Genomic DNA, 15,317 nt, shown 5'->3' on the forward strand with positions numbered 1-15,317 from the left:
AAATAAACTTAAGCGAAAGGAAACAGGAGCATAGACATGATTCATACAATTATTGTTCCAGGCGTTGGTGGTAGTGATTACGATCACTGGCAGTCTAAATTACAACGTGAACTCATGTCTTGCTCGCGCGTACAACAACAGGATTGGAACTTACCTATTCTTAAAGACTGGATTGCCCAATTTGTTGCGACTGTCGTCAATGCTACGCAACCTGTTCAAATTGTTGCACATAGTTTCGGATGTTTAACCACGGTTGCTGCTTTGGCTCAGCATCCTGAAATTGTAGCTAAAGTAAGAAAAATTATTTTAGTTGCACCAGCTAATCCAGCACGTTTTGGTGATGCTGGTTTTGCTCGAAACAGTATCGGTGACTATGAAGCTTATTTTCATGAGTTGAAAATTACGGTCCCTGCTGAAATGATTATTTCTGAAAATGATCCTTGGTTAAATTTTGAAGATGCACAGAAGCTTGCGAAAGCGTGGAAAATTAGGCCTCGAAATTTAGGTCAGGTTGGGCATATCAATGTTGCATCAGGCTTTGGACACTTTCCTGAAATTTATGATCATTTAATTTTTGATAAGCAAAACTTCTTTATCAGTAATACTGATGACAACAAGTTGTTATTTAAATTTGCAATTTAATCATTGCCTTTTAAGCTTGCAAAATCGTTTTAAATTTGCTTATTGATTTCAATAAGCTTTCTCTCTTTTGAGGAGTCATCATGTCGCAGCGATCCCGAGTGCTGCCAGGTTTTGGTCTTTCACTAGGCTTCACCCTAGCGTATCTATCATTAATCGTACTGATACCACTGTCTGCTGTATTTATAAAATCATTAGGCGTAGGTTGGGATGGTTTATGGGAAATCTTGAGCTCTGAACGTATTTTAAAATCATTACAGCTCAGTTTTACCACCGCCCTGATTGCAGCCTTGATCAATGTCATTTTCGGCTTTTTATTGGCTTGGTGCTTAGTCCGTTATTCATTTCCTGGTAAACGTATAGTAGATGCATTGGTGGACTTACCCTTTGCATTACCTACAGCGGTCGCAGGTATTGCGTTAACCTCTTTATATGCATCAACAGGTTGGATTGGTCACTTGCTCGAGCCTTTAGGGATTAAAATTGCCTATACCTCACTAGGTATTACGCTTGCTTTAATTTTTATTGGTATTCCTTTTGTGGTTCGTACAGTACAGCCAGTTTTAAGTGACCTTGAAACTGAGCTAGAAGAAGCCGCTTCTGCATTGGGTGCAAATCGTTTTCAGATCGTGACAAGAATCATTTTACCGATTTTGTTTCCGGCCTTACTGACTGGCTTTGCGTTGGCATTTGCTCGCGGTGTGGGTGAATATGGTTCGGTCATCTTTATTGCAGGAAATATTCCTTACGAAACTGAAATTGCTCCGTTAATGATCATTACCCGTCTTGAAGAATATGATTATGCAGCTGCGACGACAATTGCAGTGGTGATGCTGGTGATTTCTTTCTTTATCTTGTTCCTGATTAACTTGGTACAAGCTTGGGCAAGTCGCCGTACAGGGAGAACCGCACGATGAGCTTAAATACCAACAGCAATGCTTTGGCTGAAAAACTGCAATCTCGTGATGCGACACGTGAACCTGCCTGGGTACGTAATATCCTACTGATTATTGGTCTGATTTTCTTTTTAGGCTGCTTAATTCTACCGTTGGTGCTTATTTTTGTTGAAGCATTTAAACAAGGGATTCAAGTCTACTTTGCTTCACTGGTTGATCCTTATACCCTGTCTGCGGTCAAACTCACATTATTGACTGCAGCCATTGCAGTACCTTTGAATGTGATTTTTGGTGTTACAGCAGCATGGTGTGTTGCCAAGTTTAATTTCCGTGGAAAATCATTCTTAACCACCATTATTGATACACCATTTTCAGTCTCACCCGTCATTGCTGGTTTAATGCTGGTTTTGATCTTTGGCTCACAAGGTTGGATTGGATCATGGTTAATTGAACATGATATTAAAATCCTCTATGCGACACCGGCCATTATCCTCGCAACTGTATTTATTACTGTTCCTTTTGTTGCACGTGAATTAATTCCATTGATGGAAGCACAAGGAACAGAAGAAGAAGAAGCTGCAATTGTGCTAGGTGCTTCAGGTTGGCAAACCTTTTGGAAAATTACCATTCCAAATATTAAATGGGGTCTCATTTATGGCGTGATTTTGTGTAATGCACGTGCCATGGGTGAATTCGGTGCAGTATCTGTGGTTTCAGGTCATATTCGTGGTGAAACCAATACCTTGCCGTTGCATATTGAAATTTTATATAACGAACCAAATTCGATTAGTGCTGCTTTTGCCGTCTCAACATTGTTAGCATTTTTGGCCATCATTACCTTGATTTTAAAAACATGGGTTGAATATCGCCAAGAAAAACAAGATCGCGAAAGTAAAGAATCAACTGTTTCTTAAGGAATTGCACATGAGTATTCAAGTTAAAAATATTGAAAAAAACTTCGGTGCATTCCATGCACTTAAAAACATATCGCTAGATTTTCCAGAAGGTCAATTGGTTGCCCTGCTTGGTCCTTCTGGCTGTGGTAAAACCACATTACTGCGTATTATTGCCGGCTTAGAATCGACTGATAGAGGACAAGTTATCCTTGAAGGTACAGATGCAACCAATATTCACGTACGTGAACGTCAAGTTGGTTTTGTATTTCAGCATTACGCACTGTTCCGTCATATGACTGTTTATGACAATGTTGCATTTGGTTTACGTGTTCGTCCAAAGGCGACTCGACCAAATGAAACTGAAATCAAAAAACGTGTTACTCGTTTATTGGATTTGGTACAACTTGGTTTCTTGGCAGATCGTTATCCAGCGCAATTGTCTGGTGGTCAACGTCAACGTATTGCATTGGCACGTGCCTTAGCTGTTGAACCACGTGTATTGCTCTTAGATGAACCTTTTGGTGCATTGGATGCCAAAGTACGTAAAGAATTACGCCGTTGGTTACGGACTTTACATGATGAATTACATATCACGTCAATCTTTGTAACCCATGACCAAGAAGAAGCCTTAGAAGTTGCTGATCAAATCGTGGTGATGAACAAAGGTGATATTGAACAAATTGGTTCACCGCGTGAAGTTTATGAAAAGCCTGCAACCCCGTTTGTATTTGACTTTTTAGGTCAAGCAAACCGTTTTGAAGGTGAAAACCATCAAGGCATCATTCAAATTGGTGAAGATCTCATCCAACTGCCTTCTGCTACGCAAACCGCAAATGGTAAAGTGATTGCCTTTGCCCGCCCAAATGAATTGAAAATTCACACGCAACCGACTGAAAATACAATTCAAGCAACCTTCTTACGTGAGTTGTGGATTGCGGGTAAAGTCATGGCAGAGTTACAAGATCGTCAAGGACAACTGATTGAAATTGCTTTAAATCCTGATGAAGCAAAATTACATCAATATCGACCAAATCAAACAGTTTGGGTAAGTGCATCTACACTTCACCTATTTGAAAATCAAGTCGCGTAATCGACGACAGGATGAATATTACCCCTATTCATCCACATTTGAGGTATCGAACATCATGAACTTTCAACAATTACGAATTATCCGAGAAACAGTTCGTCAAAATTACAACTTAACCGAAGCCTCTGCTGCACTTTATACTTCACAATCTGGTGTCAGTAAGCATATTAAAGATTTAGAAGATGAATTGGGTGTACAGCTGTTTGTTCGTAAAGGCAAACGGTTATTAGGTTTGACAGAACCTGGTCAAGCATTGTTGAGTATTGTTGAACGCATGCTTATTGATGCTGACAATATTAAACGTCTTGCCGATGATTTTAATAAAGTTGATGAAGGTACGCTTACAATCGCAACAACACATACACAAGCACGTTATGTGTTACCACCGATTGTTAATTTATTTAAAAAAGCATTTCCCAAAGTTCATTTGATTTTGCAACAAGCCAGCCCTGTTGAAATATCTGAAATGTTATTGCTTGGTTTGGCTGATATCGGTATTGCAACTGAATCACTAACCACTGAAGATAATTTGGGCAGTGTATCTTTCTATAACTGGAAACACAGTATTATTACGCCACAAGATCACCCTCTGACTAAGCTTAATCCTAAAGAGATTACCTTAGAAAAATTGGCTGAATTTCCAATTATCACCTACCACGGTGGTTTTACAGGACGTTCTAAAATTGATAAAGCATTTGAAGATGCCAATTTAGATGTAGATATCGTCATGTCAGCACTGGATGCCGATGTGATCAAAACCTATGTTGAACTGGGAATGGGTGTTGGTATTGTCAATGATGTCGCTTATGACACAGAACGCGATAAACGTCTAAAACAAATCGATACTGATATTTTTGGTTTAAATACGACATGGATTGCGGTTCGTAAAGGCCACTTACTTCGTGGCTATGGCTATGAGTTTATTTCACTCTGCTCACCGGAAGCCGATATCAAAGCATTGAAAAAAATTGCGTATCCTGATGATTAAACTTTGAGATAAATGATTAAGAAAGAAATTAAGTCATCAAGGAATAAATCGTCAATAAATAAACCATCGAATAGTCATGACGATCAAAGATAGAGAGCTACGGCTCTCTTTTTTTATCATTAAAAAATAAAACACAAACTCTTAAGAATAATTAATCTATTTGATTTTATTTAATATTTTATTTTAAGCATGCCTTTTTAGTATAAAATTTAGTCTTAACTTTATCACTGATCAATTTATTTCGGGGGGAATGAATGAATTCTATTGCTTGGGGCTTAACCCTTGGAAGCTTTGTTCCTCTTTTTAGCCATGCCGCAGGTATGGAGAAATCTGACCAGTCTATCCTTGCTTTTTTAGAACCGAATCATTATGTAGAATTGTCTTATGCAGAGCTCTATGCAGATGTTTCAGGGCAACTACCTCAACATGAGCAATTCAAACAACTCGGCATTCAAGATTTTTCAACGGGAAATCTTGTAAATAACTACCATTTTGTCAATGCTGCTGCAAAACTGCAAATGGCCCCACAACTTTCATTTGGACTGATTTATGATCAGCCTTATGGTGTTGATCTTAGTTATGAATATCGCCCACAGAGCTTTGCTGGAAAGCAACTTTTAGAATCGGGTCAATTTAATTTTAAAAGCCAAAATCTTTCGATACTCTTGGGTTATCAACCTAATACGAATTGGAATATATATGCTGGCGGCATTTATCAACAGTTCGAGGGTGAACTCAAAGTCTTTGGAGCAAACTATTCAGCGATGAGTGGCTATCATGCACAGCTAAAACAAAGTTCAGGTCATGGTTGGCTTGCAGGTTTAAGCTATCAAATTCCAGAGTATGCAGTAAAAACTGCGATTACCTATCGTTCCAAGATCAATCATCAATCTGCAATCACTGAGGATGTGGCAGAGCAAACTTTAAGTATTATTCCTTTCGCTAAAACACAAATCACCACACCTCAATCCGTCAATCTGGATCTTCAAACAGGTTTAACGCCATCGAATATTCTTTATGGCAATTTGAGGTGGGTCAATTGGAAAGATTTTGAAATTCAACCTAGACAATTTGGTGCAGTGGTTAAGATTGCTTCTGAACAATACCCTGAACTCATCAAACCTTTTAATTTGATTGATTACAACAAGGATCAATGGTCTGCAAAGCTTGGATTTGCGCATATATTTTCACAACAATGGGTTGCCACTACAGATATTTCATGGGACTCAGGCAATGCTAATCCCGCTGGAAGCTTAAATCCTTCTGATGGCTTTTATGCTTTAGGCTTGGGTGCTTTATATAACATCAATCCGCAGAGCTTTATTTCTTATGGTGTTAAATATTTTAAATTCAATAAAGCAAAAGTTAGCGACTTAGATGCCAATACTTCAATTATCCAAAATTCAACTTTATCTGAAGTGGGCCATAATGATGCTTTTGCACATGGAATTCGAGTTGGCTATCGCTTTTGATTCATCTAAAAATTCAATTCAGCTATCAAAAATACCAAGTTCAAAATAAAAAACGAGCCGAAGCTCGTTTTTTATTACATGATAATCAATAAATTACCAGTGGTAGCTTACACCCACTTTACCAACTGGTAACCATTTATATTTGTCATCGTTACTGATTTTATCCGCTTCTGCTCTAGTTGCTTGACCTAACGTACGACCATCATCACCAATTAACCCAGGGTTACTAGAAACAAGTTGTACTGTTGGATTACCTGTATAGTAAGCACCTACTTCACCAAATACACCGAAATTCTTGTTGATTTTTGGAGCAAAACCAAAACCTACATAAGGGGCGATATCATTATCATATTTCTGGTTACCTTTAATTGATACATTATCATTTAAACCAGCGTTAAAGCGTGATCCATCAACTTTAAATGATGCATTACGACCAATATTACGATTCACATCATAATCATTGTCGATATAAGCTACACCAGTAGCAACATATAGACCTTGTGCCCAAACATTTTGGCTTGCACCCCAAGGACGAATCTCAGCATTTAAATACGCTAATTTGTTGTCCATGTCTAAGTCATACTTAGATCCATTGATTTTTAAATCATCAGACCAAGAAATATCACCACCGTTATAACCCAATGCTAAACCAACATAAGGGTTAGCAGTCCAAAGTAAAGCACCACCGTAACCAGTTGTACCGACTTCAAGACGAGCGCCTGTAGGGATTAATTGGTTTGCTTCAAATGCATAACCTTGGTCAACAACAGACCCATCAGCCATTGCTAAACCAGAAGCAGATAATGCAGCTGTAACAGCCAATAATTTTAACACTTTCATTTATGTCTCCTCAAAAAATAGAGTTTGTTCTTTAATCATTAATGTGTTGGACTCAAAACGATCATATGTGATTCGTTCTTCACAATTAATAGAGAAATTGATTACTTTTTGTTATTTTTTGATACAATTGGATATTAATTGTTGTTTTTAAAAGAAATAAATTAAATAAAAACTTAACAATTCACTTATTTGGTTGTTTTATTTTAAATTATAAGATTAGTTTTTTCGATTGAAACTAGATTTTATATCTAATCTGAGTCGAATTTGGTGTAGAATCTTTTAAAATTTTTTGGGAAGGAAGATCATGTCTCAGCTTTCAACGATCATTGAACAAGCGTTTGAAAACCGTGCCAACTTTACAGCAGTAGATTGTCCTGCTGAAGTACGTCAAGCTGTTGAAGAAGCCATTGCTGGCTTAGATAACGGTACACTTCGTGTAGCTGAAAAAATTGACGGTGAATGGATTGTTCACCAATGGTTGAAAAAAGCTGTTTTATTGTCTTTTAAATTAAACGATAACAAGCCAATTGAATCATGTGATCTTCGTTTCTATGACAAAGTAGAAACTAAATTTACCGGTTGGACTGAAGAACAATTTAAAGCTGCTGGTGTACGTGTTGTACCACCTGCTGTTGCGCGTAAAGGTTCTTTCCAAGCGAAAAATGTCGTATTGATGCCTTCTTATGTAAACATTGGTGCTTATGTAGATGAAGGCACAATGGTTGATACATGGGCGACTGTAGGTTCATGCGCTCAAATCGGTAAAAATGTTCACCTTTCAGGTGGTGTAGGTATTGGTGGTGTTCTTGAACCACTTCAAGCAAACCCAACAATCATTGAAGATAACTGCTTTATTGGTGCACGTTCTGAAATCGTTGAAGGCGTGATTGTTGAAGAAGGCTCAGTTATTTCAATGGGCGTATTCATTGGTCAATCGACTAAGATTTTTGACCGTGAAACAGGTGAAATCCATTATGGTCGTGTACCAGCTGGATCTGTCGTTGTTTCAGGCAGCCTACCATCTAAATGTGGTACATATAGCTTATATGCTGCAATTATTGTCAAGAAAGTTGATGCTAAAACGCGTGCTAAAACAAGCTTGAACGAATTGCTTCGCGAAGACTAATTTATATTCCCTCGTGGAATTTTAGTTATCTAGCGTAGCAATCGCTTCTCATCTCTACGGTCAATCGTGATCGTAGAGATTTTTCATTTTGTAATCTGTGGTAAATTTCATGAATTCTCTTCGTTCTTCGACTATTCCTGTTTCTGATCCGTCTGCGGGGCTGCGTATCACGGAGATTTTTTATTCATTGCAAGGTGAAGCCAACACTGCGGGTTTACCGACTGTTTTTATTCGTTTAACGGGTTGTCCATTACGCTGTACCTACTGCGATACCACCTATTCTTTTGAAGGTGGCGAACGCCAATCGCTTGACCAAATAATTCAAACAACATTAGATTATAAAACTCCTTATATCTGTGTCACAGGTGGCGAACCGCTCGCCCAACCCAATGCCTTACCCTTAATGCAACGTTTGGCAGATTTAGGTTGTGAAGTTTCTTTAGAAACCAGCGGTGCTTTAGATGTCTCTAAAGTCGACCCACGTGTTTCAAAAGTTTTAGATTTAAAAACCCCAACTTCGGGTGAAGTTGCACGAAATTTACTCAGCAACTTTGATCATTTAACTCAACATGATCAAATCAAATTTGTGATTTGTAATCGTGAAGACTATGAGTGGTCTAAACAGCAAGTTGAACAATACGCATTAGAGCAAAAAGTCAGCACAGTATGGTTTTCTCCTGCTTTTGCAGTGGAAAAAGGTGCGGCACGTTTGCCTCAGCTTGCTCGTGATTTAGCACAATGGATTTTAGAAGACCATCTCCCTGTTCGCTTCCAGTTGCAATTACATAAATTGCTTTGGAACGATGAAACTGGTCGTTAAATTTATCGTCAATTATTAATATTTGGAGAGTTGGATATGCGCCCTCGTGCCGTAGTCTTATTATCTGGTGGCTTAGACTCAACGACGTGTTTGGCTTGGGCTCAAGCAAACTATGACTGTATTGCCCTAAGTTTTATGTATGGTCAACGCTCTACCACTGAACTCGATGCAGCCCGCGCTTTAACGCAACGTGCAGGTGTAGAACATCGTGTGATTAATATCGATTTAGGTAATTTAGGTGGTTCAGCGCTTACAGACCTTAACATTGATGTCCCTGATCATGAAACAGATGGTATTCCTGTAACTTATGTTCCAGCACGTAACACCATTTTCTTGTCTTATGCACTTGCAGCAGCAGAAGTTTTTGATGCTCAAGCGATCGTGATTGGCATCAATGCTGTTGATTATTCAGGATATCCTGACTGCCGCCCAGAGTTTATCGAGGCCTTTGCTAACATGGCTCGTCTTGCAACGAAAGTCGGTGTAGAAGGAAAACCGCTTAAGTTTGAAACACCTCTGTTACATTTATCCAAAGCGAATATAATACGCTTAGGCATTGAACATGGCGTAGACTATAGTCAAACGGTTTCATGCTATCAAGCAGATGACCAAGGACGTGCTTGTGGCAAATGTGATAGCTGCCGACTTCGTAAAGAAGGTTTTAAGGATGCAGGTATTGCAGACCCAACACGTTATATACCGCAATAACAAGGTACTGTTTATGAAAAATTTAAAATCAAGTCTTATTCTTTCTGCTTTATTTTCAGCTTCGGCTTTAATGGGATCTACGGCTTTTGCTGCTGAATCAAATGCAGTTCAACAAGCCTATAAAAGCGCAAATGTTAAATCTGCACTTATTGGCGTGTGTAAAACAGAAACAGCTAAAGGTGGTAAATTAACTTCTGCTGAAGTAAGCAAATACTGTAGCTGTGCTGTTGAATCTGATGGTAAGTTAACCAACGATCAAAAATGGCAAATCCAAAGTGCCATTAACCAAAAGAAAAGCCCAGCAACACTTGCTTTCGTTCAAAAAAATAACCAAGACCTTCAAACATGTTTTGGTCCTCAGTTAACAGGTAAATTAAAAGCCTTAACTGAAGAAGCAATGAAAGCTGCACAAGCGAAGAAATAATTTCTTCTTGTTGCAAAGAGCCTGCTTATGCAGGCTCTTTTTATAATTGGATGATACAAAACCATATGCAGGACCAATGGAATACTGTGATACAGCAACAAAAATTTGTTGCTTCATATAGTGGCGGGAAAGATAGTAGCCTAGCTTTATATCACGCTTTGCAAAATGGGCAAGCCGTAGCTCTCATTGTCATGTTAGAAGAACATGGACAAAGATCTCGTTCTCATGCCATGCCGCTTGATATCATTGATGCTCAAGCCGAGCTGATTGGTTTACCTATACTTAAAGCATCAGCCACGTGGAATGACTATGAACATCAATTTGTAAATCTTCTCAATCAAGCCAAACAGTTGGGTGCAGAAGCACTTGTTACAGGTGATATTGATCTGATTGGACATGCGCAATGGAACCAATCTGTCTGTGAGCAAAGCCAATTACAGTTATGCATGCCATTATGGCAAAAACCACGGCTCGACATTGTGGGTGAATTTATTCAACTGGGTTTTGTCAGCATCATTGTGACGATTAATTTAAACCTCGGTATGCGGGTTGAAGATTTGGGTAGAATTTTAACAGCTGATTTTGTGAATGAATTAATCGCACGTGGGATCGATCCATGTGGTGAAGCTGGTGAATTTCATACCACACTGATAGATGGTCCAATTTTTAAAAAGCCACTTTTACTGCATAAAGGTGATATTCTGTATCATGAAAATTATGCCTTTTTAGCACTTGAACTTAAACACAACAGCATTTAAGGACAAACAATGACTGAACAAATACAACTTCCAAATCAGAAATTCCCTACGACTACGGGTGAAATCAACCTCACTGAGCTCTCTACAGATTGGTTAGTTTTATATTTTTATCCAAAAGATTCTACACCTGGCTGTACCACTCAAGCGGTTGGTTTCTCTTGTATAAAAGATCAATTTGACGCTTTAAATACCACCATCATTGGTGTATCTCGTGACTCTGTAAAAGCACATCAAAACTTTACTGAAAAGCAAGCATTGACCATTAATCTGATCAGTGACAAAGAAGAAGTATTATGTAAACACTTTGATGTAATTAAAGAAAAAAATATGTATGGTAAACAAGTGATGGGGATTGAGCGCTCAACATTTATTTACCATCAAGGCAAACTGGTTAAAGAGTATCGTAAAGTTAAAGCGGCTGGACATGCTGAACAAGTTTTAGAAGACTTAAAAGCACTACAAAAAGCTTAACTGCAAAAGTCCCTACTCGCTTTAAAGTTAACGTGACTTAAAACGTGTCAGGGACTTTAAATGTTCTTATTGAGTACATCCTCAAGCCCGATATAGATTGTTTCCTCTTTCCTCATAAAAAGATCATTACTCTGACTTAATCCAACAATGCCAATCAAAGCAGCAAAGAGATTGCAATTCCCCACATAACCAATCCAATAATAAAATCTAATATTTGCCATGAGCGTTGATTTTGAAAAACCGGGAGTAAAAAGCGTGCACCAAAACCTAAGCTAAAGAAGAATAACCACGATGCTGTTACTGCACCAATCGCAAAATAAAGTGCGGTAGTTTCAAACTTTGTCGATATAGAACCAATTAAAACCACTGTATCCAAATAAACATGTGGATTAAGCCAAGTTAAAGCTAAACAAATCAGAAGCATTTTCATCAGCTTGGATTCATTTTTTTCACTTGGTTTTAAACCTGTCGATGTTCTAAAAGCTTGTAGAAAATGTTGCGCCCCATAGATCAATAAAAATGTCGCTCCAAAATATTTTGCCCAATCGACAAACTCTGGATGCGTTTGAATGACTTTTGAAAATCCCAGTACACCCAATAAAATTAAAATCGAGTCAGATGCGGCACAAACAACACAGACCCAAAATACATGTTGCTTTTTTAAACCTTGTTTGAGTACAAAAGCATTTTGAGCGCCAATTGCAATAATCAAGCTAAACCCAACAGCCAACCCCTGCATATAACTTTGCAACATTTTAAAACTACACTTTTAAAGTTTTGAATGGACTGTGCTATTATCCAAACTTATCTCTTTAAATGAGTATTTATAAATAAATATCATCTTAGCTAAGTTTTTCTTAGTTAATCATGATGTGACATTTTTAAAAGAACTTATATCTTTATATAAAAAACACCCAATTTTTTTATAGGATCAGCATGTTACAAAGTAAGCATAGTGAAGCATTTCTAGCGGTTGCCGAAACTGGTAGCTTTGAGCAAGCTGCTATTCGTTTGAATATCACAGCATCAGCGGTAACACTACGTTTGCAAACTTTGGAAAAACAACTTGGGCAAGTGCTGATTATTCGAGAAAGACCATGTAAAGTCACTCTAGCAGGTCAGGAAGTGTTACTTTTCCTGCAACATCATCGCTTGATGGAACAAAATTTAATTCAAAATCTTCAAGGGCAAAGCTCGCAATCACAATTTTTTAAATTAAATATCGCGGCTAATGCCGATTCATTGGTGACGTGGCTATTACCCACAATTCAACACACCTTACTCACAGAAAAAATTGTTATAGACTTAAAAATTGATGATCAAACCCAAACCCATCACCTTCTTGAAGCGGGATTGGTCAATGCCTGTATCTCGACCGAATCGAAACCAATGAAAGGCTGTGAGGCGATTCATTTAGGTAAAATGACTTATAGGATGGTTGCTACACCGAATTTTATCCACACTTACTTTCAGCATGGCATTCAACGTGAAACGTTACGGCATATCCCTGCTGTTATTTTTAATGATAAAGACCATGTACATGCTGAAGTTTTACAACACGGTTTTGGCTTGATGCCAAACAGTTATCCATGCCACTTTATTCCTTCTGCAACATCTTTTGTGGATGCAATTTTGCTCGATTTAGGTTATGGCATGGTGCCTAAAATGCAAATTCAAAAAGAATTAGCAACAGGACAATTACTTGAAATCATGCCTAAAGCAAGAACTGATTTACATCTATATTGGCATCATTGGAAACAACAATCTAAACAACTGGAAAAACTCACATTGGATTTAATTAGTAATACTCAATCTATTTTGGATTAATCTTTCTAGAAGCTACGACTCGACCCAAATTAAAGTATCTTATTTTAATAATTTATAATGAAAAACTTTAGAAATAATCCACCAGCGATTTTCACTAAAAACCAATGTTAAAACATCATAAAAATACTTTGGTTCAATGACACATTCCAAGCTTACAACTGCGGTAGTTTCACTCAGTATTTGAATGGAACAAATTTTATCTTTTCTTACTTGCTTTAAAGATGAAGGAGAAATGCGCTTTTCAACAATAGCAAAATATTCAGACATCGTTAAAATAACCAGTGGCTCTTCAACTGCAGAAACATAACATGCTTTAGCGTGAAAAATTTGCTGCAATTTAGCAATATCACAGTTGTATAAACCGTCAAAATACAATTGAATAAGTTGCTGTATATCCTCTAATGTTTTAGACATAATATACTCTCCATTGTCTTTATGATTTTTGGCGTATCTCTGTTACAGTTTGCCCTGCCACCCCCCAATTGTCGGTATGCACTTCATCAATCACTACAAATGTTTTTTCAGGATCCTTATTCAACACATTCACCAACAACTCAGTTGCACCTTGAATCAATTGCTTCTTTTGCGCTTGAGTCACCCCTTCATCTGTCACTTGAATTAGAATATATGGCATGGATGTTTCTCCTAAAGAAGACCTTCAGCTTGCATTGCTTTTTGTACAGATGGATGTTGTTGCATTTGCTCCATAAAAGCTTGTAAAGATTTCAAATGACTTAAGTCCAAATTGATAAATGTTACCCAACGAGTCACAACAAATAAGTAAATCTCTGCAATGGTAAATGCTTGCCCCAACAGATTTTCTGAATCATGAATTTGCTCGTCGACCCATGTATATTGTTTTAATAATTTCTCTTTGAAAATATTTTTACTCGTATCATCAAACCCTTTTTGAAAAAATGGTGCATACGATTTATGTAATTCCGAACTAATATAGTTCATCCACTCCAATACTTTATAGCGCTTTAAATCGCCAAATGTAGGTAATAAATCACTACGTTTAGCAACCTCAGCCAAATATTGGCTAATGATCGCACCCTCACTCAAATGCAAGCCATCATCACTGATTAAAAATGGCACTTGGCCTTTCGGGTTAATTTTCAAAAAATCCTGACCTTGTTCTGTCTGATGATTTTTAAAAGAAACATTCACTAAATTAAAATCTTGGTTAATTTCTTGTAATACGATATGAGGGGCAAGTGAACATGCACCCGCTGTGTAAAAAAGTTGCATCTACTTATTCCTTTAGTGACTTTAACTTCATGCTATTCTTAACATCATGAACAATAAATACTCATAATATCAATTCAGTTATTACATGGTGTATATAATGAACACAACATTAAAACGAACAATGTTGAGTAGTGTTGAAATATTTTGTCTCGTTGCAGAACAGCGAAGTTTTTCCAAGGCTGCCTATCAAGCTGGTTTGACACCCGCAGCGGTAAGTCGATCAATTGCTCGTTTAGAAGGTCGCTTAGGAATTCAACTGTTTAATCGAACAACACGCAATGTTCGTTTAACCCAAGCGGGTGAGGAATATTTCTTAGAATGTCAGCAGGCACTCAAACAAATTGCTGAGGTTGAATTAAGATTAAAAAATAAATCAGCTCAACCTTCTGGAACAATCAGGATGAGTTTACCGACACCTTTTGGTCACTTTAGAGTTCTACCTCTCTTACCTAAATTTCAGCAGCTTTACCCTGAAATTAACTTGGATATACAGCTCACCAATAAAAATGTAGATTTCATTACGGAAGGTTTTGATCTTGCAATTCGGGGGCGTAATGTGCCTGAATCCAATTTAATTGCTCGTTGTTTAGAAAAAGCCGACTTGCTGATTGTCGCCTCTCCTGAATACTTAAAGAAACATGGCACACCTACTGAGATTGCCGATTTACAGCATCATCAATGTATTCAATTTATCTTACCTAGCACAGGAAAAGAAGTGCCTTGGTCTATGCTCATTGAAAATGAAGTTGTAGAGATTCAAACGCAAGGACACTTGAATTGCAGTGAAGATATTTTAGCGACCATTACCTTAGCTCAACATGGTGGTGGTCTATTGCAAACCTGTCGTTTTATTATTGAAAATGATTTAAAACAAGGAAAGCTGGTAGAAGTCCTACAACAATATTCAGGTACTCAACGGCAATTTTCCCTGCTTTATCCTAAGAATAAATATGAACAACGACACATCCGCTTATTCATTGATTTTTTAATTGAATATCTAAAATATTAGACTCAAAAAACTGGCTCGAAATAACGATGAGATTAAAAAAAATACCGCACCCTGGTCTTTTCTATCTTTGATCTTTTCTATCTTTGATCTTTTCTAGGTCTGATA

Annotated in this window: 19 protein-coding genes; 14 read left to right on the plus strand and 5 right to left on the minus strand. The window is 37.6% G+C overall.

All coding sequences use genetic code 11. From position 1 onward, the window contains the following. The first annotated feature begins 36 nt into the window (after positions 1-36). From FY049_RS00545 to FY049_RS00570, 6 genes are all read left to right on the plus strand, one after another. Entirely contained in the window at positions 37-642 is a 606-nt protein-coding gene (locus FY049_RS00545; protein WP_056518174.1) for an RBBP9/YdeN family alpha/beta hydrolase, read from the plus strand. A gap of 80 nt (positions 643-722) precedes the next feature. Next, the gene (cysT, locus tag FY049_RS00550; protein WP_446082954.1) at positions 723-1,556 is read left to right on the plus strand and encodes a sulfate ABC transporter permease subunit CysT; all 834 of its coding nucleotides are present in this window, start codon (positions 723-725) and stop codon (positions 1,554-1,556) included. Further along, entirely contained in the window at positions 1,553-2,449 is an 897-nt protein-coding gene (gene cysW, locus FY049_RS00555) for a sulfate ABC transporter permease subunit CysW (protein ID WP_151957150.1), read from the plus strand. The genes cysT and cysW overlap by 4 nt, the downstream gene beginning before the upstream one ends. Before the next feature lie 10 nt (positions 2,450-2,459). Beyond that, positions 2,460-3,521, plus strand: a complete 1,062-nt coding sequence (locus tag FY049_RS00560; protein WP_446082955.1) for a sulfate/molybdate ABC transporter ATP-binding protein — start codon at positions 2,460-2,462, stop codon at positions 3,519-3,521. Between the two features lie 55 nt (positions 3,522-3,576). Then, on the plus strand, positions 3,577-4,506 hold the full coding sequence (locus tag FY049_RS00565) for a CysB family HTH-type transcriptional regulator (RefSeq protein WP_004717184.1): 930 nt from the start codon (positions 3,577-3,579) through the stop codon (positions 4,504-4,506). Between the two features lie 254 nt (positions 4,507-4,760). Next, positions 4,761-5,978: an OmpP1/FadL family transporter gene (locus FY049_RS00570; protein ID WP_446082956.1), complete on the plus strand. Its 1,218-nt coding sequence runs from the start codon at positions 4,761-4,763 to the stop codon at positions 5,976-5,978. A gap of 93 nt (positions 5,979-6,071) precedes the next feature. On the opposite strand, the gene carO is transcribed toward FY049_RS00570, so the two are convergent. Then, a complete protein-coding gene (carO, locus tag FY049_RS00575) occupies positions 6,072-6,818 on the minus strand; it encodes an ornithine uptake porin CarO (RefSeq protein ID WP_056518170.1) in 747 nt (248 codons plus the stop codon). Between the two features lie 304 nt (positions 6,819-7,122). Between carO and dapD the strand changes: the two genes are divergently transcribed. From dapD to FY049_RS00605, 6 genes are all read left to right on the plus strand, one after another. After that, complete coding sequence (dapD, locus tag FY049_RS00580; RefSeq protein ID WP_034612558.1) at positions 7,123-7,944, plus strand: 2,3,4,5-tetrahydropyridine-2,6-dicarboxylate N-succinyltransferase; 822 nt, start codon at positions 7,123-7,125, stop codon at positions 7,942-7,944. A gap of 109 nt (positions 7,945-8,053) precedes the next feature. Then, positions 8,054-8,764: a 7-carboxy-7-deazaguanine synthase QueE gene (gene queE / locus FY049_RS00585; protein ID WP_056518169.1), complete on the plus strand. Its 711-nt coding sequence runs from the start codon at positions 8,054-8,056 to the stop codon at positions 8,762-8,764. Between the two features lie 36 nt (positions 8,765-8,800). Continuing rightward, positions 8,801-9,472 carry a 7-cyano-7-deazaguanine synthase QueC gene (gene queC / locus FY049_RS00590; protein ID WP_004717194.1) on the plus strand — a complete coding sequence of 224 codons (672 nt, stop codon included), beginning with the start codon at positions 8,801-8,803 and terminating at the stop codon, positions 9,470-9,472. A gap of 13 nt (positions 9,473-9,485) precedes the next feature. Next, on the plus strand, positions 9,486-9,896 hold the full coding sequence (locus tag FY049_RS00595) for a hypothetical protein (protein ID WP_056518166.1): 411 nt from the start codon (positions 9,486-9,488) through the stop codon (positions 9,894-9,896). A 65-nt stretch (positions 9,897-9,961) separates the two neighbouring features. Further along, positions 9,962-10,654, plus strand: coding sequence for a Dph6-related ATP pyrophosphatase (locus FY049_RS00600; RefSeq protein WP_333665963.1), 693 nt, complete (start codon positions 9,962-9,964; stop codon positions 10,652-10,654). A 9-nt stretch (positions 10,655-10,663) separates the two neighbouring features. Further along, positions 10,664-11,125, plus strand: a complete 462-nt coding sequence (locus FY049_RS00605) for a peroxiredoxin (protein WP_004823156.1) — start codon at positions 10,664-10,666, stop codon at positions 11,123-11,125. A gap of 154 nt (positions 11,126-11,279) precedes the next feature. Here FY049_RS00605 and FY049_RS00610 read toward each other — a convergent pair whose 3' ends face one another. Next, a complete protein-coding gene (locus FY049_RS00610) occupies positions 11,280-11,879 on the minus strand; it encodes a LysE/ArgO family amino acid transporter (protein ID WP_446082957.1) in 600 nt (199 codons plus the stop codon). Between the two features lie 182 nt (positions 11,880-12,061). On the opposite strand from FY049_RS00610, the gene FY049_RS00615 reads away from it, so the two are divergent. Next, entirely contained in the window at positions 12,062-12,952 is an 891-nt protein-coding gene (locus tag FY049_RS00615; protein ID WP_056518160.1) for a LysR family transcriptional regulator ArgP, read from the plus strand. 39 nt (positions 12,953-12,991) lie between these two features. Here FY049_RS00615 and FY049_RS00620 read toward each other — a convergent pair whose 3' ends face one another. From FY049_RS00620 to gstA, 3 genes are read right to left on the minus strand one after another with little or no spacing between them, the layout of a single operon-like run. Continuing rightward, positions 12,992-13,369, minus strand: a complete 378-nt coding sequence (locus FY049_RS00620; protein WP_416334341.1) for a nuclear transport factor 2 family protein — start codon at positions 13,367-13,369, stop codon at positions 12,992-12,994. A 16-nt stretch (positions 13,370-13,385) separates the two neighbouring features. Beyond that, on the minus strand, positions 13,386-13,586 hold the full coding sequence (locus FY049_RS00625; protein ID WP_333665957.1) for a tautomerase family protein: 201 nt from the start codon (positions 13,584-13,586) through the stop codon (positions 13,386-13,388). A gap of 11 nt (positions 13,587-13,597) precedes the next feature. Then, entirely contained in the window at positions 13,598-14,203 is a 606-nt protein-coding gene (gene gstA / locus FY049_RS00630; protein WP_333665955.1) for a glutathione transferase GstA, read from the minus strand. A 97-nt stretch (positions 14,204-14,300) separates the two neighbouring features. Here gstA and FY049_RS00635 point away from each other — a divergent pair, with 97 nt between their 5' ends. Further along, on the plus strand, positions 14,301-15,212 hold the full coding sequence (locus tag FY049_RS00635; RefSeq protein ID WP_333665953.1) for a LysR family transcriptional regulator: 912 nt from the start codon (positions 14,301-14,303) through the stop codon (positions 15,210-15,212). The last annotated feature ends 105 nt before the right edge of the window (positions 15,213-15,317 follow it).

It is taken from the genome of Acinetobacter sp. 1125_18A, from assembly GCF_052824985.1.